Source organism: Devosia sp. Root105 (assembly GCF_001424865.1).
Taxonomy (GTDB): domain Bacteria; phylum Pseudomonadota; class Alphaproteobacteria; order Rhizobiales; family Devosiaceae; genus Devosia_A.
Genome location: NZ_LMCR01000021.1, coordinates 83,306 through 102,288 on the forward strand (window position 1 = coordinate 83,306; position 18,983 = coordinate 102,288).

Annotated in this window: 18 protein-coding genes; 9 read left to right on the forward strand and 9 right to left on the reverse strand. The window is 65.9% G+C overall.

Annotated features, from left to right (window positions below):
• Positions 1-99 precede the first annotated feature (99 nt).
• Complete coding sequence (dgoD, locus tag ASC68_RS27205) at positions 100-1,275, forward strand: galactonate dehydratase (protein WP_055887403.1); 1,176 nt, start codon at positions 100-102, stop codon at positions 1,273-1,275.
• Positions 1,276-1,314: 39 nt separating this feature from the next.
• On the opposite strand, the gene ASC68_RS27210 is transcribed toward dgoD, so the two are convergent.
• The 4 genes from ASC68_RS27210 to ASC68_RS27225 form a co-directional block, all read right to left on the reverse strand.
• Complete coding sequence (locus ASC68_RS27210; protein ID WP_055887405.1) at positions 1,315-2,649, reverse strand: HlyD family type I secretion periplasmic adaptor subunit; 1,335 nt, start codon at positions 2,647-2,649, stop codon at positions 1,315-1,317.
• Complete coding sequence (locus tag ASC68_RS27215) at positions 2,646-4,346, reverse strand: type I secretion system permease/ATPase (RefSeq protein ID WP_055887408.1); 1,701 nt, start codon at positions 4,344-4,346, stop codon at positions 2,646-2,648. The genes ASC68_RS27210 and ASC68_RS27215 overlap by 4 nt, the downstream gene beginning before the upstream one ends.
• A gap of 106 nt (positions 4,347-4,452) precedes the next feature.
• The coding region (locus ASC68_RS27220) for a VCBS domain-containing protein (protein ID WP_210170545.1) at positions 4,453-6,573 on the reverse strand (2,121 nt) is incomplete at its 5' end.
• Between the two features lie 571 nt (positions 6,574-7,144).
• On the reverse strand, positions 7,145-8,020 hold the full coding sequence (locus ASC68_RS27225; protein ID WP_197421423.1) for a VCBS domain-containing protein: 876 nt from the start codon (positions 8,018-8,020) through the stop codon (positions 7,145-7,147).
• Positions 8,021-8,446: 426 nt separating this feature from the next.
• Here ASC68_RS27225 and ASC68_RS29065 point away from each other — a divergent pair, with 426 nt between their 5' ends.
• Positions 8,447-9,445, forward strand: coding sequence for a hypothetical protein (locus ASC68_RS29065; RefSeq protein ID WP_197421424.1), 999 nt, complete (start codon positions 8,447-8,449; stop codon positions 9,443-9,445).
• Complete coding sequence (locus tag ASC68_RS27235; protein ID WP_055887421.1) at positions 9,438-10,148, forward strand: response regulator transcription factor; 711 nt, start codon at positions 9,438-9,440, stop codon at positions 10,146-10,148. Before ASC68_RS29065 ends, ASC68_RS27235 begins: the two co-directional genes overlap by 8 nt.
• Here ASC68_RS27235 and ASC68_RS27240 read toward each other — a convergent pair.
• The gene (locus ASC68_RS27240; RefSeq protein WP_197421425.1) at positions 10,145-11,533 is read right to left on the reverse strand and encodes a hypothetical protein; all 1,389 of its coding nucleotides are present in this window, start codon (positions 11,531-11,533) and stop codon (positions 10,145-10,147) included. The two genes, ASC68_RS27235 and ASC68_RS27240, sit on opposite strands and share 4 nt — an antisense overlap.
• A gap of 205 nt (positions 11,534-11,738) precedes the next feature.
• Here ASC68_RS27240 and ASC68_RS27245 point away from each other — a divergent pair, with 205 nt between their 5' ends.
• From ASC68_RS27245 to ASC68_RS27265, 5 genes are all read left to right on the forward strand, one after another.
• Positions 11,739-13,502 carry a winged helix-turn-helix domain-containing protein gene (locus ASC68_RS27245; RefSeq protein ID WP_055887425.1) on the forward strand — a complete coding sequence of 588 codons (1,764 nt, stop codon included), beginning with the start codon at positions 11,739-11,741 and terminating at the stop codon, positions 13,500-13,502.
• A 106-nt stretch (positions 13,503-13,608) separates the two neighbouring features.
• Complete coding sequence (locus ASC68_RS27250) at positions 13,609-13,905, forward strand: nickel-binding protein (protein WP_055887428.1); 297 nt, start codon at positions 13,609-13,611, stop codon at positions 13,903-13,905.
• Between the two features lie 91 nt (positions 13,906-13,996).
• Positions 13,997-14,551 (forward strand): hypothetical protein, encoded by a 555-nt coding sequence (locus ASC68_RS27255; protein WP_055887431.1) that lies wholly within the window; start codon positions 13,997-13,999, stop codon positions 14,549-14,551.
• A gap of 12 nt (positions 14,552-14,563) precedes the next feature.
• The gene (locus ASC68_RS27260; RefSeq protein WP_055887434.1) at positions 14,564-14,842 is read left to right on the forward strand and encodes a DUF4242 domain-containing protein; all 279 of its coding nucleotides are present in this window, start codon (positions 14,564-14,566) and stop codon (positions 14,840-14,842) included.
• 128 nt (positions 14,843-14,970) lie between these two features.
• Positions 14,971-15,390, forward strand: coding sequence for a DUF1236 domain-containing protein (locus tag ASC68_RS27265; RefSeq protein ID WP_055887437.1), 420 nt, complete (start codon positions 14,971-14,973; stop codon positions 15,388-15,390).
• Between the two features lie 49 nt (positions 15,391-15,439).
• Here ASC68_RS27265 and ASC68_RS27270 read toward each other — a convergent pair whose 3' ends face one another.
• Genes ASC68_RS27270 through ASC68_RS27280 form a run of 3 tightly spaced genes read right to left on the reverse strand, consistent with a single transcriptional unit; the run spans position 15,440 to position 17,915 of the window.
• Positions 15,440-16,798: a HAMP domain-containing sensor histidine kinase gene (locus tag ASC68_RS27270; protein ID WP_055887440.1), complete on the reverse strand. Its 1,359-nt coding sequence runs from the start codon at positions 16,796-16,798 to the stop codon at positions 15,440-15,442.
• A complete protein-coding gene (locus ASC68_RS27275) occupies positions 16,795-17,460 on the reverse strand; it encodes a response regulator transcription factor (RefSeq protein ID WP_055887444.1) in 666 nt (221 codons plus the stop codon). The genes ASC68_RS27270 and ASC68_RS27275 overlap by 4 nt, the downstream gene beginning before the upstream one ends.
• The gene (locus ASC68_RS27280) at positions 17,460-17,915 is read right to left on the reverse strand and encodes a PepSY domain-containing protein (protein ID WP_055887448.1); all 456 of its coding nucleotides are present in this window, start codon (positions 17,913-17,915) and stop codon (positions 17,460-17,462) included. The genes ASC68_RS27275 and ASC68_RS27280 overlap by 1 nt, the downstream gene beginning before the upstream one ends.
• A gap of 468 nt (positions 17,916-18,383) precedes the next feature.
• Between ASC68_RS27280 and ASC68_RS27285 the strand changes: the two genes are divergently transcribed.
• Complete coding sequence (locus tag ASC68_RS27285) at positions 18,384-18,629, forward strand: hypothetical protein (RefSeq protein ID WP_055887451.1); 246 nt, start codon at positions 18,384-18,386, stop codon at positions 18,627-18,629.
• Between the two features lie 42 nt (positions 18,630-18,671).
• On the opposite strand, the gene ASC68_RS27290 is transcribed toward ASC68_RS27285, so the two are convergent.
• Positions 18,672-18,980: a hypothetical protein gene (locus tag ASC68_RS27290; RefSeq protein WP_056002424.1), complete on the reverse strand. Its 309-nt coding sequence runs from the start codon at positions 18,978-18,980 to the stop codon at positions 18,672-18,674.
• Positions 18,981-18,983 lie beyond the last annotated feature (3 nt).

Consider the following 18,983-nt stretch of genomic DNA (forward strand, 5'->3'; position numbering starts at 1 on the left):
GCTTTCGCTGGGATGACACCGCGGGTGGTCCAGTCATCCGAGAAATTTCCGGCGCTCCAGGGACAAGCGCCGTTCCAGATCCCCCCGGAGGAAACACCCATGAAAATCACCGGCATCGAAACCGTCGTCGTCAACGCCGTGCACCGCAACTGGATCTTCGTGAAGGTGCTGACCGACCAGCCGGGCCTGTGGGGCTGGGGCGAGGCGACACTCGAATGGAAGACCCGGGCAGTGAAGGGCACCATCGATGACCTCTTGCCGTTTCTGATCGGGCAGGACCCGATGCGGATCGAGCACCTGGTCAACACCATGACCCGGTTCAGCTTCTGGCCGCTCGGTTCGATCGGCCTCACGGCCGTCTCCGGCATCGAGCAGGCGCTGTGGGACATCAAGGGCAAGGCGCTGGGTGTGCCGGTGTGGCAGTTGCTGGGCGGCCGGGTGCGCGACAGCGTGCGCGTCTACACCCATTTGAGGCGCGGCGACAGCTCGGCGCGCGTCCCCAACACCGATATCTCGCGCTTCTGCGATGCGGTGCAGGAAACGGTCGAGATGGGCTACAACGCCATCAAGCTCGGCTTCGTCCCCTATACCGGGTACGATGCTCCCCTGCCCGCCGTGCGCCATGTCGAAAAGCTGGCTGCGGCGGTGCGCGAGCGGGTCGGCGACGGCGTCGAGATCATGACCGATTTCCACGGCCGCCCGGATTCGCTCGATGCCGCCATCGCCTACATCAAGGCGATCGAGCCGATCAAACCGCTGTTCTGCGAGGAAGTGATCCAGCCCGGCGATAGCGCCGGGATGGCCGACATCGCTCGCCGGGTCGATTGCCCATTGGCCACCGGCGAGCGGCTGTTCACGCCGCGCGAATTCCTCGAGGTGGCCCAGACTCGCGCCGTTGCCTATATCCAGCCCGACCTCGCCCACTGCATGGGCTTTACCGGCGGCCGCAAGATCGCGGCCATCGCCGAGGCGGCGCATATGGGGGTCTGCCCGCACAACCCGATGGGCCCGGTGGCCGGCGCCGTAGCGCTGCAGTTCGACGCCGCCACCACCAACTTCGTCATCCAGGAAGAGGCGGTCGGGATCGTCCCCTGGTTTGAGGAGATCTGCTCGAGCTACCCGCTCAACCTGGTGAATGGCGCCTGGCCAATTCCCGAGGCCCCTGGCCTCGGCATCGAGATCGACGAAAAGGCCGCCGCCCGCTACCCCTTCGCGCAGGAGGTGATCCCGGCGACGGAGTCGGTGCTCGCCGATGGCCGGATCGCCAACTGGTAGGTCATCCCGGGCGAAACGTCCTGGAAGGCCGAGGGGTGTTCAGCGCTGCTTGAACGCCCGGTCGAAATTGGCGACCAGTGGGCTCAGGAGATAATCGAGGGCGGTTCGCTGCTCGGTGGTGACCAGCACGGTGGCGCCCATGCCGGCATGGAGCGCAATCTCGGGGTGATCGGCCAGGTCCTTGGGGTCGACCTCGATCATCGCCTTGTAGAAGACCGCCAGGGTCCGCTCGTCGGTGATGCGATCGGCAGAGACCTGCAGCACGGCGCCGCGGATCAGCGGCGATACGTGCTGCTTGAACGACGAGAAGCGCAGTTCGGCGGGCATCCCCGCCCGCAGCTCGCTGATATCCTCGACGCGGATCCGCGCTTCGACGACCAGCGTTGCCTTCTCCGGCACGATCTCGAGCAGAACCTGACCCGGTTGGACCACGGCGCCGGCGGCATGGACAGCGAGACCGACGATCCGACCGTCCGCCGGCGCCCGGATGATGGATCGCTCCAGGCGGGACTGCGCATCCTGCAGCCTGGGGACGATTTCGAGGATCTTGGATTGCGTCGTCGCCAGCGCTTCGGCCACTTCGCTCTGCCGGTCGCGCCCCAGCTGATTGATCTGCTGCTCGATTTCCGCGATTTTCTGGTCGTTGCTGGAGTCTTCGGCAGCGACCGCGCCCAGCCGGCCCTGCACGTCGGCCATGCTGCGCTCGAGATCGCTGACCCGGCCGCGGGTGGCCAGCCCAGCTTTCAGCAGCTTGTCGAGGCGCCCGCGTTCGGCGGCCAGGGAGGCAAGCTGCTCCTCATAGGACAGCCGGGTCGACGTGCTGCCCTTGGCCTGTTCCCGCAACTGGTCGACACGCCGCAGCAGGATATCCCGCGCGCCGAGCAGCGAGTCGTTGCGGGCGCTGAACTCGTCGCGCTGGCTGGCGATCGTCTGCAGCACGTAGGGCGCGTCGCTGGCGAGCAGTTCATCCGGAAACGTGATCTCGCTGCTGCCGTTCAGCTCGGCAGTGAGCCGCGCCTCCATGGCCCGGGCCAGCGCCAGTTGCTGGAAGTAGATGTCGTACTGGGCGCGCGCGGTGGTGTCGTCGAGCGTCATCAGCGTGGCGCCTGCATGAACGAAGGCGCCGTCGGAAATACCGATGGATCCGACAATGCCGCCCTCGAGGTGCTGCACGGGCTTGCGGCTGCCCTCGACGGTGACAATTCCGTCGGCGACGACCGCGGCGTTGAGTGGAGCCAGGGCGGCCCAGCCACCGAGAACGCCGAAGAACAGCGCGAGGATCAGCACGCCGGCAATGATCGGCCCGGAGGCGGACTCCGAGACGGCCGGAGCCGGCGGGCGTCCACTTCCGGCGATGGTCAGCGACGCGCTCATGCCGGCACCTGCGAGCCACGCGGCATGACGGCGGTCTTGGCTCGGTCATTGAGCACGGCGATCACCTCGTCACGCTTGCCGAAGAGCTCGATGACGCCGTCGCGCAGGTAGAGGATCTTGTTGACCGCGCCGAGTGTCGAGGGTCGGTGCGAAACGATGATCACCGTGGAGCCCAGTTCGCGCAGGCGTGCCATGCACTCGGCCAGCGCCGCATCGCCATCGGAATCTAGGTTGGAGCTCGGCTCATCCAGCACGACGAGGCTCGGCATGCCGAACACGGCGCGCGCCAGGGCGATCCGCTGCCGGTAGCCGCCCGAAAGCGCCGCGCCGCCCTCCCCGATCTGCGTATTGTAGCCTTCGGGCAGGCGGAGGATCATCTCGTGCACGCCAGCGAGCTGCGCCGCCTTGACGATCTCGGCATCGGCTTCGGCATCGGTGCGCAACCGGCCGATATTGGCCGCAACGGTGTCGGAGAACAGCTCGATATCCTGTGGCAGGTAGCCGACATGCTGGCCGAGCTGCTCGCGCGGCCAGGTCAGCACATCGGCGCCATCGAGCCGCACGGCGCCGCCGGTGGGGCGAAGCACGCCCACAATGTGACGCACCAGCGTGGATTTGCCGGCCCCCGATGGCCCGATCAGCCCCATCGCGTCGCCGGGATCGAGCTGGAAACTGACGTTGCGCAAGGCGACCCGCGGCGTATTGGGCGGCACGAAGGTCAGCGCCTCGACCGCCAGCGCGCCGGTGGGACGAGGCAAGGACATGGCAGCAGCGCGTTGCGGCACCGCATCGAGCATGTCGCGCACCCTGACATAGCTGGCTTTGGCGGCCACAAGACCGCGCCAGGCGCCCACCAGCTGTTCAACCGGCTGCAGCGCCCGACCGAGCAGCAACGTCGCCGCAAACAGTGTACCGATGGAGGTCATCCGCTCGAGCGCCAGATAGGCTCCGAGCCCCAGCATCAGGGACTGCATCGCGAGCCGAACGAAGCGGATGAGGCTCGACATGGCGGCGGCGCGGTCGCTGGCGACGGACTGGCGGTCAAGCAGCCGCAGGCGATCGTCCGACCAGCGGCCAAGCAGCCCCTTCATCATCCCCATCGAGTCGAGGACTTCGGCATTGCGGAGGCTGGCCTCGGTGAAACCATAGTTGCGCGCGGCAGCTTCGTTGGCTTCACGCAGCGGCTCGCGCGTCAGCCACTCGTTGGCCAGCGCCAGCAGGATCAGCACGGCACAGGCGCCGAGCGCGAAAAAGCCCAGGGCCGGGTGCAACAGGAAGATGATCAGCACGTAGATCGGCGCCCAGGGCAGGTCGAATGCTGCGTGGATACCGGATCCGGTGAGGGCCTGACGAAAAGCGTCGAGATCCCGCAATGGCCGGCCCTTGTTTTCCGGCTGGCGCACCGACGCCTCGATGACCCGGGTGGCGAGCAGCCGATCGAGACGCACCGAGGCGCGCGTCAGGACCAGGGCCCGCACCGCGTCAAGCCCGGCCAGCGCGCCAAGGGCAACCAGCAACGCAAGGGTGAGCATGATCAGGGTGGCGACGCTGCCGCTGGTCATGACGCGATCATAGACCTGCAGCATGTAAAGCGGCGAGGCGAGGTAGAGTATGTTGACGGCCAGGCTGAACAGCCCGGCGGCTACGAAATAGCTGTTCAGTTGGTCGAGGACGCGGCGTGTTTCACTGGTCTTCATCAAGGTCTCTGTCGTTCCGCCGAGGCGGGCGCCGCATGCCCGTTCGGCCTATGCTCACGCTACATATGGCGGGCAGGAGCCAATCCATGGCCCCCGCCCGCGCAACTCACAAACCGAAATCGCCGCTGACCATCGTCCTCGTTCCGAGGAGCTCGATCTCGAAATCGGCGACGCCGTCACCACTATTGTCACCGTGGATGTACGTGTTGCCGCCAGCCTGGTGCCAGGTCACGCTGTTGGCCGTGATCGTGGCTGTCGCGGCCGCAACGAAAAGGAAGGTGCCATTGCCGGCCGTGTTGGTGTTGGCATCGATTGCCGACAGGTCGATCGTGTCGCCGCTGGCGAAGTCGAAGATCGTGTCGCGGTTGCCGGCCCCCACGCCGCTCTCGCTGGTGGCGGTGTAAATGAAGCTATCGTTATGGGCGCCACCGTGCAGTTGGTCGGCACCAAGACCGCCTGTCAGGCTGTCATTGTTCGCGCCGCCGATCAGAGCGTCGCTGCCGGCGGTACCATTGAGGACGTCGTCGCCGTTGGAGCCGAACATGATGTCGATGTCGGTTCCGGCGGCGGTCACCACGTCATTGCCCGCGCCGACGACCCAGATCTTCAGTGGTGTGGTGAAGGTGTTGGTGCCGTCGGACGCCGTCACCGTGACCGAGTAGGGCGTCGTGTCGTTCACCTGTACCGTGCCATTGGTTGAGAGCACGCCGGTCGTGGCGTTGATGGTGAAGCCGGCTGGAACGGGATCGATGAAGCCGAAGGTGAACGTTGAGCTATCGGGGTCGCCGGTCGGCTGGAACGTGCCGATGACGGTACCGTCGTTGAGCCCATTGTTGCCGTTGTCGGCACTCGCAGCGAGCGTCGACATGACGAAGTTGAGGCCCGTCGGCGTGTCGTTTGCTCCGGAAATGTTGAAGGTCAGCGTCTGAGTGGTGGTGCCGCCGTGACCGTCGGAGACGACGAAGCTGAAAGCTTCCGTCGGGTTGTTGCCGGTCTGCAGGGCGTCGAGGGCAGGCTTGGCGGTATAGGAGTAGGTGCCGTTGCTCGACACTGTGAGATCGCCGTAGGTACCGTGCGCCACGACGCCGCCGGCGGTCACGGTGATGGCAGAGCCATCGCTCGGTCCCTGGATGTTGGAGATGGTCAAAGGCGTATCGCCATCGGGATCCGCCGCTGCGGACGCCGTGACGAGATTACCGCTGGCGACGACGGTGCCGGCATTGGTCGCGGATGTATCGGCAACCGCCTTGACGACATTCGAGGCCGTTGGAGTGTCGTTGGAGCCATTGATGGTGATCTGGGCGGTCGCGGTGTCGGTGCCGCCGTGCCCGTCCGAAACGCCGTAGGTAAAGCTCAGAGTGGCAGATTCGCCCGTGCCGAGCCCCTGGAAGGCATCGCCCGCAGTGGTCCAGAGGTTGACCGCTCCGGTGGTCATCACTGCGAGATGCGCGACACCGGTCGTCGTGGTGATCATGAACCGCGCCGCCTCACCGGCGCCTGCCGCTTCGGAGGTGATGACCGGGGTGGAGAGCTGGAGGTCGGTCTCGTTCACGGCTACGCCGGTCACGCTAGTGACGCTTAGCCCATCCCCCTCAGGATCGCTGTCCGCCGGAGCATTGGTCAGCACGTTGCCGACGGCGAGCGGCACGGAAGAGGTGCCGCCACTGATGCCATTCTCCGTCGTTGTGAAACTGTCAGGCTTCGCGTCGGGAGCCTCGTTCGGCGCCGTTACGGAAATGACCGAATGGGCGATATTGCTCGAGGCGATGCCATCGCTGACGGTAACCGTGATGTCGCGGTCGGTGATGTCAGGGTGGCTCTCGCCATTGCTGAAGCGGAGCTGCTGCAGTACGGCCTGGTACTGAGCCAGTGTGCCAATCCCGGTTAGGGTGAGGACACCGGTGCTCGAGTTGTAGCTCGATGCCGAGATCCCGGCAGGCAGACTCCCCGCGATCGACAACAGGTCACCGGTCTTGTGGTTGGTGACGGTTATCGTGGCCGAGGTCAGCTCAGTGTTGTCGACATCGGCAATGGTTACATCGCTATCGACAATCGCCGTCGCCGCACCGGCGGCCGAGGTCGCGGCATAACCGGTACCTGCGGCGCTGGCATCGAGGTCAAGGGTGGGGGCGTCGTTGGTGCCGGTGATCTTGATCGTCACCGAGGTCGGCGTGCCGTCGGCGCTCTCCACCGGGAACGTGTCGGTGTAGACCTCGCCGTCAACGAANGTGTAGGTCCAGGCGCCGTCCGCACCGATCGAGAAGGTGCCGTAGGTCCCGGCCGCGTCGGTCTGCGCAACGAAGGTTTCGGCGCTGTCGACGTCGCTGATCGTCAGCTGCCCCGAGGTGCTGATCGCCGCCGCCGTGTCGCCTTCCGTCAGCTCCTCAACGTCAGCCGACAGATCCGCCGCGTCGTTGGTGCCGGTGATCTTGATCGTCACCGAGGTCGGCGTGCCGTCGGCGCTCTCCACCGGGAACGTGTCGGTGTAGACCTCGCCGTCAACGAACTCGTTGTGGGCGGTGTCCGCCGTGTAGGTCCAGGCGCCGTCCGCACCGATCGAGAAGGTGCCGTAGGTCCCGGCCGCGTCGGTCTGCGCAACGAAGGTTTCGGCGCTGTCGACGTCGCTGATCGTCAGCTGCCCCGAGGTGCTGATCGCCGCCGCCGTGTCGCCTTCCGTCAGCTCCTCAACGTCAGCCGACAGATCCGCCGCGTCGTTGGTGCCGGTGATCTTGATCGTCACCGAGGTCGGCGTGCCGTCGGCGCTCTCCACCGGGAACGTGTCGGTGTAGACCTCGCCGTCAACGAACTATCGTCAGCTGCCCCGAGGTGCTGATCGCCGCCGCCGTGTCGCCTTCCGTCAGCTCCTCAACGTCAGCCGACAGATCCGCCGCGTCGTTGGTGCCGGTAACAGTAACATCGATCGTCCGACTTGCCGTTCCGTCGAAGGATGTGACCACCAGAGTGTCGTGCACCTCCTCGCCGCCGTACAGGTGGTTGGCCTTGTCGTGGTCGAGGTCGTAGGTCCACTGCCCGGTCAGCGCATCGAAGGTGAAGGTGCCGTAGGTGCCGTTGAGGCTTGCCGGCGGCGGGGCCTGGAAGACGTTCTGGCCGGCGTCGAGGTCGGTGACGGACAGCGTCCCCTCGGCGTGCAACTGCCCATCGGTATCTTCAACCGTGCTGCCGGTGGAGGTGCCCGAGATCGTCGCGGCATCGTTGGTGCCGGCGATCTTGATCTGGGCAGTTGCCCAGCTCAACGTGCCGTTGGCCATGCGGATGGCATAGGTGAAGGTATCGGTGAAATACTGCCCCGCCCCGAGCCCCTGAATCTGCGCCAGCGCGGCCGAACTCAGCGTGCTCGCGTCGTAGCCCACTTGGCCATCGGCGGTAATCCAGATGCGGGCGCCGTTGAGGCTGGTGTCGGTGCTGGCAGCTTCAGTGCGCGCAAGATCCTGCGTCAGAAGGTCTGTCGGGCGAATACCGCCTAGGCTGTCCGCATTATCAAGCGAGTAGAGCGTCTTGGCGCCGCCCGCCTTGTCGTTGGCCATAACGTCGATGAGGATGGGAGCGTATGATCCACTCGAGCCGATACCAAGCGCGCTTGCGTTAAAGACGTCGTCTACCGCCTGAGGCGTGTTTCCAAACGACGTGACAATGCCCTTGGTGATCGCGGCCATTCGATATCCCCCATTGGCCGCGTCGGAGCGCGGCATGCTCTAAGTCTGCCCCAGGCCCCGGCCGCAACGGGAATTAAGACATAATTAGCAATTACTACTTCGAACGACTGTAGATGTACCTTCTTAATACCTGGAATATGGACCGAGGTCGCCATTGAATGCTCGGGATACGGGCGAGGCAGGCACACCCTGCTTGCCGCCAAATCCGCTGTTGCGCCTTGGATGCAGGACGAGGGGCACGACCCGATACCCGGGCGGACCACTGGGGACCAAGGTCGCCATCTGTCGTCCCTCGATTCCGCGCTAAGGTTAATGCTGGTGTTCTGTTGGTCTGCGGCGCTATTTTGCGGCAGACCAACAAAGACAATATATCGACCCTCCGCGCAGAGCATTGTCTGCTCATCGTCGCGACTATGAGACCACAAGGTGACCGAACTGCTGACTAAGGACCATCGGCAGCCATATTCATCCGGCCCATCCGGACGCCGACGCCTTGCTCATCTTTCCTGTGTGATCGCCGCGCTCGCCCTGTTGCTGAGCTGGCCTGCCGTCGCTGCCGGGGCAAAGTGGGTTGCCGTAGCGGTCAGCGGCACAGTGCTGTCGATGAATGGCGATCAATGGGCCGAGCTGCCGGCACGCTCGCAGGTGCTCGACGGGATTCCGGTTCGAACGCTGCAGGGGGCCGAGGCCGAGCTGGTGCGGGACGAGATCACGCTCAAGCTTGGGCCCAACACCGCGCTGCAGGTCGACCAGGCCGCATACAACCTTACCCTCATCACCCAATATGCCGGAACGGTAAGCGTCGACGCCCGCATCCCGTCAAATCAGCGCCTCATGCTGAAGACGCCGAAGATGACGGTGGTTGTGGGGATGGGACATAGCCGTCTGATCGTTGCCGGCGACACCGGCGAGGTGATCGTGGACCTGGGCAAGGCGACCGTGGTCAACCTGCTGACGGGACAAGAGCAGACTGTACCCGCCGGCGTCACGCTGGCCGAGGCCACGGCAGGGGCGGCGCTGCTGGAAACCGGCAACGGCCGGAACAGCGGCGGAAACGAGAACGTCAACAGCAGCGCCGGCGGCAACGGCAACGGTAATGCCGGTGGCAATGGCAACGGCAATGCCGGCGGCAATGGCAACGGCAATGCCGGCGGGAACGGTAACGGCAGTTCCGGTGGCAACGGCAACGGCAGTTCCGGTGGCAACGGCAACGGTAATTCCGGCGGCAATGGCAACAGCAACGCCGGCGGCAACGGCAACGGCAGTTCCAATGGCAATGCCGGCGGCAATGGAAACGGCAGTTCCGGGGGGAACGACAATGCCGGTGGTAATGGTAACGCCGGGGGCAACGGCAACAGCAATGCCGGTGGTAATGGCAATGGCAACGGCAATGGTGGCGGAAATGGCAACACACCCAGTGAGTGACGCTGCCGATCGCTCAGCGCCGGACAGCCAGCCAACCAGCATCGCCTTCGTGGACGATCATCCGACCCTGCTGGCCGGCATCGCTTCGCTGTTCGCCGACGATCCTCGCTACACCATCGCGGGCACGGCCTCCTCGGCCGATGGGGCCGTGGAGTTGGCCGCATCGGGCCGTCCCGACATCATGACGCTCGACCTGAGCATGCCGGGCGACGTGTTCTCCGCCATCCGTTCGATCGCCGAACGCTGTCCCGCCACCAGAGTGGTTATTTTCACCGCCTATGCCGATGTCGACATGGCGCTGCGCGCCCTCGATGCCGGGGCACACGCTTTCGTTTTGAAGGGTCGCCCGTCCGAGGACCTGTTTGCGGCTATCGAAACGGTAAAGAGTGGCGGCCTGTTCGTTTCGCCCGATTTCTCTCCGATGCTGATCGGCGGCTTCCGTAACCGCGCGCGGCGCGAACGCGAGCGTCCGGCCGCGAAGCTGAGCGCCAGGGAGCAACAGTTGCTGCAAGGGCTGTTCGAGGCCAAGACCAACAAGGAAATCGCGCGGGCGCTGGGCCTGACGGAGAAAACCGTCAAGCACTACATGACCAACCTGATGACCAAGCTGAAGGTGAAAAGCCGCCTCGAGGTTGTGCTGGCAGCAAAGCGCCTGGGCTCGCCATACAACATCGACGGCTTAGCCCCGGACGAGAACGACTAGACCACTCTGCCAACTGGAATGTGGGCGCCAACCCTGGCCTGGTCGGCATCGATGTCGACCGACAGGCTGCCGCCCTGCGACTCGACGCGAAAGCGCATCGCCCGAAGGCCCACCTGGTTGGCCGACGAGGTGCCGGGTCGGCGAATGGTCGTGCTGTTGGTGACCTCGAGGCGAAGCCAGCCGGCGTCGACGCTGGCCCGAACCCTCTGGTCCTCGCCGCCGCCGTGCCGGTAGGCATTGTTCAAGGCCTCCTGCACCACCCGATAGGCGCAGATCCTGACGGTGATCGGCACCTCGACGTCGTTGGCGAGGTTCAGCTCGTGCCGGACCAGCGTGCCGGTCAGGTTCTCGTGACGGCTTATCGCCAAGGCGATGGTCTCGGAGATGCTGAGCTTCGCCAGCTCGGGCAGCACGAGCCCGGCGGAAATGCCGCGCAGATCTTCGAGGGCCTCGCTCGCCAGCTTGGCCTCTGCGGCAGCCTGATCGCTCGCTGCGCTACCCCGCGTCCCGGTCAGCTTCAGGATCAGCAGGGTCAGCAGTTGCACCGGACCGTCATGAATGTCGGACCCCACCTGGGCCAGCACATGCTCATTGGCGAGGCCGGAGTCGACACGCAGTTTCTCCGAGGCGAGCTGCAGCGCGACGTTTTCCTTGAGCAGCGCCCGCGTGGCGATGAGGTTGGCAGCCAGCCGCTGGCGCTGTCCGGTGATGATGCGACCCGTCACATCCACCAGCAGCGCCAGGGCGCCAACCGACACCATGCCGATGACCGCGACGATGATCCACACGTCGGAGCGCGCCTGCGCCTGCAGTTCACGAACCGTCCTGGCGCTGAAATACAGCTCGGCGATGGCGGCCAGCCGATCACCGTCACGCCGCAGCGGCGTGTAGATCTTGAGGATCGGCAAGGTCGACCTGGGCAGATCCCCGACCGAGCGCAGTGGCAGATCGACCACATGCGCAGTCACCATGCCGCCCGCGGCCTCGGACAGACCGACTGCCGATGCCTCGTCCTCCAGCCCACCGAGGGATTCGAAGGCCACCCGACCGTCTGCGTCCCGCACACGGATCTGCAGCAGCCGCGTGCTGTCGGCACTGTTGGCCACCTTGAACACGGCTTGGAACGCGGACTGGCTGTCGGCTGCTGACAGCGCGCCGTCGAGACTTTGAGCCATCAACGCCTCGAAACTCGCCGCGGCCGTCTCGGCCACCCCTCGGGTGATGCTCTGGCTGATATAGGCGTTGGTCCAGTTGCCCAGCGCCAGCATCGCCGCAAGCACGACGGTCAGAGCCACGAGGAAAAAGCGCTGCGACAGCGAGACCCGGCGCCAGACTCGGGCCACCACGGTTCTGATGCGCCGGGCGACGCGAGGGTAGTGCATCAAGTCGAAGCTCGGTTGGGCTGCACGGGCAAACGTTACACGAAATACGCCCCGCCACAAAAGTCGTCTGGGTGCCTGCCACCGGCACCTGAAAATTCATCATACGTTCAGTCGAAAATTCATCATACGTTCAGTCGCGAGGTGGAAGAAGCGGCGGCCTGGTCTACGCGGCGAGGGCGGCCGCTGTGCCACGCCGGGGTAGACGCCTATGCAGCTGACCTTTGGTCCCTTCGTCCTCGACGAGGAAGCCCGCGCGCTGATGTTGCGCGGCCAGGCGCAGCACATCCAGCCGCGGGTTTTCGATCTGCTCGCCTATCTGGTTCGGAATGCCGGGCGCGTGGTGCCCAAGGACGAGCTTCTGGACGCGCTGTGGCCCAATGTCACCGTAACCGAGTCATCACTGCAGCGCGCCGCGAGCCTGGCGCGGCGCGTTTTAGCGGAAGGTGGGGTCGGCGAGGCGCTGCGCAATTTTGCCCGCCATGGCTATCGTTTTGCGCTCGACGCGCCAGAGTTTGCGGTGGCGGCGCCGAAGTCATCCGCCGCGGCGGGAGGACGGTTGGCGGCGGCCCGCGCAGCCGTGAGCAGATACGATTGGGACACGGCCACCCGCCTGTTTGCCGAGGCCGCAACGACCGACCCGCTCGATGCCGAAGATCTCGAGCTCTGGGCGCTCGCCGACGAGTGCCGCGGCCATGCCGTCGCTGCATTGCCGGCATTGCAGCGGGCGATCGAGGCGCACCTGGCGGCCGGACGCAACGACAGGGCAGCGCGGACTGCAACGACGGTTGCCCGGGTGGAACTCGAACGCGGCTCGAGCGCCGCAGCGCAAGGCTGGCTCAAACGGGCCGACACCATCCTCGCTGACTCGGACAATGCCGGCGTGCGGGCGCACCTATTGTGGATGCAATCGCGCCTTGCGGCCTCCGGCGGCCGGCCGGAAGACGCCTTGCAGCTCGCCTGCAGGGCAGCCGAGCTCGGGGCCAGCGCGGGCGACCCGGGCCTCGAGGCGCTGACGCTGGTCTATAAGGGCTTTTTCCAGATGTCGCTGGGCCAGGTCGAGGAAGGCAGCAGGTTGCAGAACCATGCCGCCGCCATCGCGCTCTCCAGCCATGTCGACCCGATCACTGGGAGCCTGGTCTATTGCAACATCCTGTGGACGTGCCGGACCTTTGCCGATTGGGAGCGCGCACTGCAATGGAGCGATGGCTTTGATAGCTGGTGCGATGCCAGCTTTGCCGAGCGCCCCGGCTCGTGCAACCTGCACCGTGCGGAGATCCTGGGCGCCCGCGGCACGCTGATCGAAGCGTTCGACTCGATCAGCCGGGCCTTGCCCAAACTGATCGAGGAGGAATCCTGGTCGCTGGGCGATGGATATCGCGTGCGCGGCGACGTTGCCGCCATGCTGGGCGATTTCGCCACCGCCGACACGGACTATGCCATGGCCTATGCGCTGGGCTGGGATGCCGAGCCGGGCCACGCGGTGCGGCTGTTCGAGCAGGGCGACGCCGCGGCGGCGCTGACGGCGCTCGACCGGACGATGCAGGGGCGCGGCTGGTTCCACCTGCAGCGCCGTGGCGTGCTGCTGGTCAATGCGGCGCGCATCGCCGCCAAGTCCGGCGACGCGGCGCGCGCCGAGGGTTACCTGGCGGAGCTCACGGACAGCGAGGAGCGCTGGCCGCAACCCGCCATCCGCGCCATGCTCGCCGAGACGCGGGCAGCCCTGCTGCCGACGGGCGACCTCAGGGCGACGCAACTGCGCATCCTCGCCCGCCAGCTCTGGACCAGCGCCAAGGTCGATTATCACGCCGCCCGCGTGCGGCTCGAGCTGGCGGAGGGCTACCTCGTTGCAGGCGACCGGCCGGGAGCCGAAGCCGAGCTCGGCGCGGCCGAGATGACGGCCCGCCGCATCGGCTCGCCGCGCCTGGTCGAAGCCGCCCTATCGCTGCGCCGCGAAGCGAGCATCGGCAAATGATCAGCGTCTGATCAGGTCGCGGTAAGGACAGTCAGCCCCGGTCCGCCTATTGCAATCCCCGTTCCGCAGCCTCCCGCCCGGGCGGCTGCAGCGCATGAGGATTGAAATGCAACTCTATGTCGTCCGTCGCCCCAGCGCCTGGGTTGCCATGCCCGATATCGAGCAGGTCAGCCAGGTCTGCGACCGCATCGCCAACGATGAGATGCAGGGTCGCGTCAGCTGGATCCGCAGCTACGCGGTGCACGAGCCGGATGGCCGCCTCGGCACATTCTGCGTGTACGAGGCGACCGATGGCGAAGCCATCCGCGAACATGCGAGGCGTGCCGGCATACCGGGAGAAGAGTTCTACCCGGTGGCCGAGACCCTGGTGGTTCGCCCCGATCCGGGGCGGCAACAATCCTGAGGCTGGACGTTTCAAAAGACCCTACCGGCGGGGCGCCATGCGTCGCCGAGGCAGGGGGGCATCACCACAATCTGTTCAGGACCCAAGACAAATGAACTTCACTCTCCCCCGTCTGGCGCACGACGCCAGCAGGCGAGCCTTGCTCGCAACGTGCATGCTTGCGGCGGCAGTCATCGCCCAGCCGTCCCTGGCGCACGACCATGCCGCCGGCGTTTCGCCCGACAACCCGCTCGCCAACAAGGTGCGCGAGATCAACGCCCGCTTCGCCGATGTGAGCGTCGCAACCGCCGAAGGCTATGCCCCGATCCCCTGTGTCTCGGGTGTCGAGGGTGGCGCCATGGGCATCCACTACGTCAACGGCGCACTGATCGAGGACGACGTCGTCGATATCGGTAAGCCCGAAGCGGTGATGTACGAGCCGCAGGCCGATGGCAGCATGCAGCTGGTGGCGGTCGAATACATCACCACCAAGGGCCCGGCCAATCTCGACGGGCACCTGTTCAGCTTCACCAACGCGCCCAACCGCTATGGCCTGCCGCCCTTCTACGAGCTGCATGTCTGGGCCTGGCGCGCCAACCCCACCGGCACCTTCGCCGACATGAACCCCAATGTCTCCTGCGACGCGACCGTCGCAGCCACCAACTGAGGAGAACTGAGAATGAAACGCTATGTGATTGAACGCATGATCCCCGGTGTCGGCAAGCTCTCGGCCGAGGAGCACCGCGAGGCGGCCAAAGTCTCGAACGAGGCCCTGGCCAAACTCGCGCCGCGGGTACAGTGGGTGCATTCCTACTTCGCCGACGACATGACCTATTGCGTCTATCTGGCCGAAGATCCGGAAGACATCCGGCGCCACGCCGAACTCAGCGGTTTTCCGGCCAACAAGATCACCCAGATCCGGGTGGTGGTCGATCCGGGCACCGCTGAAGCGGCCTGACGCAGCGACCGGGCGGAGTGCCTCGCATGGCGCTTCGCCCGGGTTACGCCGGTGAACTTCTCTTGGAACCGATCGAGCCACGGGGACTTCCCCCTTTGGCGGCGGAGACAAGAAGAAGGATTGCAAAAATGAAGAAACTGATCCTGGCCACCCTGGCAGTGTTCACCCTTGGTAGCGGTACGGTGCTCGCGCAGAGCGATGCCGGCGCCGCGGTCGGCGGTACGGCAGGCGGCGTCAGCGGCGCCATTGCCGGCGGCCTGATCTTCGGCCCGATCGGCGCAGTCATCGGCGGCTTTACCGGCGCGGTGATCGGCGCGAGTGCGGTCGCCGATACCTCCATCGAGTATGCGCGCCTCAACCCGACCGAACCGATCATCATCGAAGGCGATATCGACGTCGGCTATGTGGTGCCAGACACCATCGAGCTGCACGTGATCGATGGCGACCCCGACCACGCCTACTTCTACACCAACGACCGCCTCTACTTCGTTGAGCTGGAAGGGCGAACGGTCGTCTACTCGCCGGGCATCGTCGTCGCGGCGAACTGACCGAGAAACCGGCACGGCGCGGGCCAAGTCCCGCGCCGGACCTCCGGGGCTAGGTTGCCGGCGCGGGCGGGATGCGCACCGTGGCCTCGAGCCCGCCGGCTTTGGAACGGCCGATACTCAGGGTACCGCCGTTGAGTTCAAGGATTTCGCGCGCGATCGAGATGCCGAAGCCGGTGCCCGATCGCTCCTCATCGAGACGCCCACCGCGTTTGCCGAGCTTGCCGATATCTTCGTCCGACAGCCCCGGGCCATCGTCGCGGATGATGAACTCGGCCAGCTCGCCGCCCGGCCGGCAGACCACCTCGACTTCGGTGCGCGCCCATTTGGCGGCGTTCTCGAGCAGCACCCCCACCAGTTCCATCAGATCATGGGGGTCCATGTCGACGCTGGCCGGGTGGGCATCGAGCTTCCAGAACAGCTCGGGCCCCCGACCAGCCTTGCGCATCACCGTGACGCTGCGCAGCAGCACCTGGTCGAGCGAGGCAGTGAGCACGTGCTCGGCGCTGCGCATCCGCAGTTGCGCCAGCCGCAACTGGTAGTCGATCCGCTCCGCCATCTCCTCGCTGAGCAGCTCCAGCACCTCGGCATTGCCGGTGTCGCCCTCGGCTCGGAGGCGCCCGGCGGTCGCCGTCAGCACGGCCAGCGGGGTCTTCAGCCCATGCGCCAGATCGTCGGCGCGGGTACGGGCGAACTGGATGGCACGCTCGTGGCTGGTCAGCAGCGCATTCACCTCGTGCACCACCGGGCCGACCTCCTCCGGATAGGGTCCGTCCAGCCGCCTGGTCCGTCCCTGCACCACGTCCTCGACGGCGAGCTGCAGGGCCTGCAGCGGGCGCAGCCCGAGATAGACCTGCAGCCAGGCGGCGAACACCAGCGCCGCCCCGACCGCGAGGAGCGCCGTCGCAATGTCGGTGGCGAAGCGCCGGAGATCGTGCCCCCTGAGACTCAGGTCCTCGGCGACGCTGACCCGCAGACGCCGTGGCCCCGTGGCGGCGTCGATCAGCACATCCTGTGTCGCGATGCTCAGCATCTGGCCCTGCGGCCCCGGTACGTGGGCAAAGGTCGGCTCCCCGGCAGTTGCCGGCTCCGGCGCCCGGACCTCGGTGTCCCAGAGTGACCGCGACTGGCCCAGCTCGCCGCTATCGAGGTCGACGACCTGCCAGTAAAGACCTCCCGCCGGGGCGGTGTAACGGGGATCGCTGAGGCGGGGGCTCAGGTCAGCGAGGGAGACCTCCGAGTCGATGCCGCTCAGCACGCGGTCGAGGCTGGCGAGCAGATCCTCACGCTGGTCGCGCTCGACCGTGGCCGCGAAGATCGAGACGATAGCGACGCCGGCGAGCAGCAGCGCCACGAGGATCCACAGGCCGGCGCCTGCCAGCAGCCGGAGCCGCAGCGAGTGCAGCTTCACCCCTCGTCACCGGGCAGCACGTAGCCGTATCCACGTCGCGTCTCGATGATTCCTGGTCCCAGGCGCCGCCGCAGCCGGCCGACCAACTGCTCGATCGAGTTGGGATCGCGGTCGCTGTCCTGGCTGTAGAGGTGATCGGTCAGCTCGATCTGCGACAGCACGCGGCCACGGCTGTGCAGCAGTTGCGACAGCAGCCGGAACTCGAGTGGCGTCAGCTCGATCGGCACGCCATCCTTGCTCACCTGCATCTGCCTCGCGTCGAACACGTAGTCGCCGAAGTTGATGCGCGAGGAGGCCAGCCCGTTGGAGCGGCGGATGATGGCGCGAACCCGAGCCAGCACTTCCTCGACGCGGCAGGGCTTGACCACGTAGTCGTCAGCGCCAGCCTCGATGGCTTCGACTTTCTCCTCCCAGCGACCGCGCGCGGTCAGCACCAGGACAGGAGAGTTCCGATCGGCACTGCGCCAGCGCTTGAGGATGGTGAGACCGTCGAGCGTCGGCAGGCCCAGGTCGAGGATCACGGTCTCGAATTCCTCGGTATCGCCGCGATACCAGGCGACCTCGCCGTCGGTCTCGATTTCGACCACGAAGCCGGCACTGGTGAGCGCCATGCTCAGCGGCTGGGCGATGCGTTGGTCATCTTCGGCGATGAGAATGCGCATCAGTGGTCCACCAGCGCTCCGGAGCGCGCATTGTAGTAGAGCTTGTGCAGGCGGCCATCGGGCTCGAGCACGGTGACCTCGTAGAGATATACGCCCGCAAGCCGCACCAGTTCCACATCGAGCACCCGGCCCTTGGTGCTCTCGCCGACGAGCGCCGTGACGGTCGCCAGCGACAGCACCTCGCGCTTCTTCACCGCCTCGCGCGCGACGTTCTCGTCCTTGGGAACCCTGGTGAGCTGGTTGCCGGCATTCGCACTGGCGTTGCCACTGGAATTGCCGCTGTTGTTGCCGCTGCCGGCATTGGGGTTACCGGAATTCTCGCTCCCCTGGCCGCCGGCGTTGCCGCCGCCATTGCCGCCACCACCATTGCCATCGCCGTTACCGGGGTCGGCAAGGACCGGGGCAGCCAGAGCGGCGGCCAGCAGCAGGGCGAGGATGGGAGTGAAGGTGCGCATAATGTGCAATTGTAACGAAGCTCAGCTGTAATTTCCCTGAAATTCGAACTCAGGCGCGCATCAGCATGTGCCTGCTAGGTGAGAGGTGTCCTGGCAGTTGCACACACCGCCGGGGCGGTGCCGAAAGGCACCTTCCAACCCGGCGGCATCGCGCGCCCCCATCCGCTAGCCCACGATGCCGCCACCCCGCCCCAGCGAGCCGCAACCCTCCAGAACGGGCTGCTCCCGTTGCCAATACTACGCCAGTACTTTGAGGCGTGCTGGAACCTGCAATTTCGCTGAGACGGCGCCTCAGCGGCACATCAGACGTCGAATGCTAGCCTTGGATTGCCCTCCCTGCCCCCAGGGTCGGGCGCGAGCGCCGAACGGCGCTCCAAGCGTGGCGGCACCGCAAGTCCATCTCCGCCGCAACCCATGCGGTGCCGCCATCCCGATCAGCCGACCCGACTATGAGGGACTGACTTGCCAATGACTGAAGCTTGGTTTTCGGCGAAACGACAGGTTCGCCGCGCCCAGATCATCCTCGACAAACTTGGAACGCGCCTTGCCTGCGAGGTGCATAACGGCTCGCGCGCCGGCGCGACGCTGCGTGTCAACAGGGCAGCCAACGTGCCTTCCTCGTTCGACCTCGAGCTGCAGCCCGGGGAAACACTCAGCTGCACAGTGGTGCGGCGCTCGCGGATCGATATCTCCGTCCGCTTTCAACCCGCCTGATTTGAGGGGAGAAGTCCCGGGCACCGGGCCCGGGACTGATCGTCACTTGTCAAAGTGCGTGTTGCACAGCTCTTCCGCCGACGCGTATCGACCGCCAGTCACCAGCGGATCGCTGGTGTAGTCGAACACCCGCTCCCTGCTGGGATCCTTCTTGGCCTGCGCCTCGGCGGCCTTGCGCGGCAGCCACTTGGTGCCGGTCACATCGACATCGTTGAAGCTGTTGGGCGTGCCTGTGGTGACCAGGCAAACACGATCCTGGCCAGGAGCGCCAGGGTTCGCGTTGTTGTCCTGGGCCACCGCTGGTCCGATGCTCAAGGCCATGATGGCGGCAAGGATGGGTAGGGTTCTCATTGT

What these genes read in the sequence shown, in the direction of transcription:
- ASC68_RS27215 (WP_055887408.1), bottom strand. Translation starts at nt 4,346, where the DNA reads ATGAAGACCAGTGAAACACGCCGCGTCCTCGACCAACTGAACAGCTAT.
- ASC68_RS27290 (WP_056002424.1), bottom strand. Translation starts at nt 18,980, where the DNA reads ATGAGAACCCTACCCATCCTTGCCGCCATCATGGCCTTGAGCATCGGA.
- ASC68_RS27250 (WP_055887428.1), top strand. Translation starts at nt 13,609, where the DNA reads ATGCAACTCTATGTCGTCCGTCGCCCCAGCGCCTGGGTTGCCATGCCC.
- ASC68_RS27245 (WP_055887425.1), top strand. Translation starts at nt 11,739, where the DNA reads ATGCAGCTGACCTTTGGTCCCTTCGTCCTCGACGAGGAAGCCCGCGCG.
- ASC68_RS27210 (WP_055887405.1), bottom strand. Translation starts at nt 2,649, where the DNA reads ATGAGCGCGTCGCTGACCATCGCCGGAAGTGGACGCCCGCCGGCTCCG.
- ASC68_RS27275 (WP_055887444.1), bottom strand. Translation starts at nt 17,460, where the DNA reads ATGCGCATTCTCATCGCCGAAGATGACCAACGCATCGCCCAGCCGCTG.
- ASC68_RS27255 (WP_055887431.1), top strand. Translation starts at nt 13,997, where the DNA reads ATGAACTTCACTCTCCCCCGTCTGGCGCACGACGCCAGCAGGCGAGCC.
- ASC68_RS27225 (WP_197421423.1), bottom strand. Translation starts at nt 8,020, where the DNA reads ATGGCCGCGATCACCAAGGGCATTGTCACGTCGTTTGGAAACACGCCT.
- ASC68_RS27285 (WP_055887451.1), top strand. Translation starts at nt 18,384, where the DNA reads ATGACTGAAGCTTGGTTTTCGGCGAAACGACAGGTTCGCCGCGCCCAG.
- ASC68_RS27260 (WP_055887434.1), top strand. Translation starts at nt 14,564, where the DNA reads ATGAAACGCTATGTGATTGAACGCATGATCCCCGGTGTCGGCAAGCTC.
- ASC68_RS27280 (WP_055887448.1), bottom strand. Translation starts at nt 17,915, where the DNA reads ATGCGCACCTTCACTCCCATCCTCGCCCTGCTGCTGGCCGCCGCTCTG.
- ASC68_RS27265 (WP_055887437.1), top strand. Translation starts at nt 14,971, where the DNA reads ATGAAGAAACTGATCCTGGCCACCCTGGCAGTGTTCACCCTTGGTAGC.
- dgoD (WP_055887403.1), top strand. Translation starts at nt 100, where the DNA reads ATGAAAATCACCGGCATCGAAACCGTCGTCGTCAACGCCGTGCACCGC.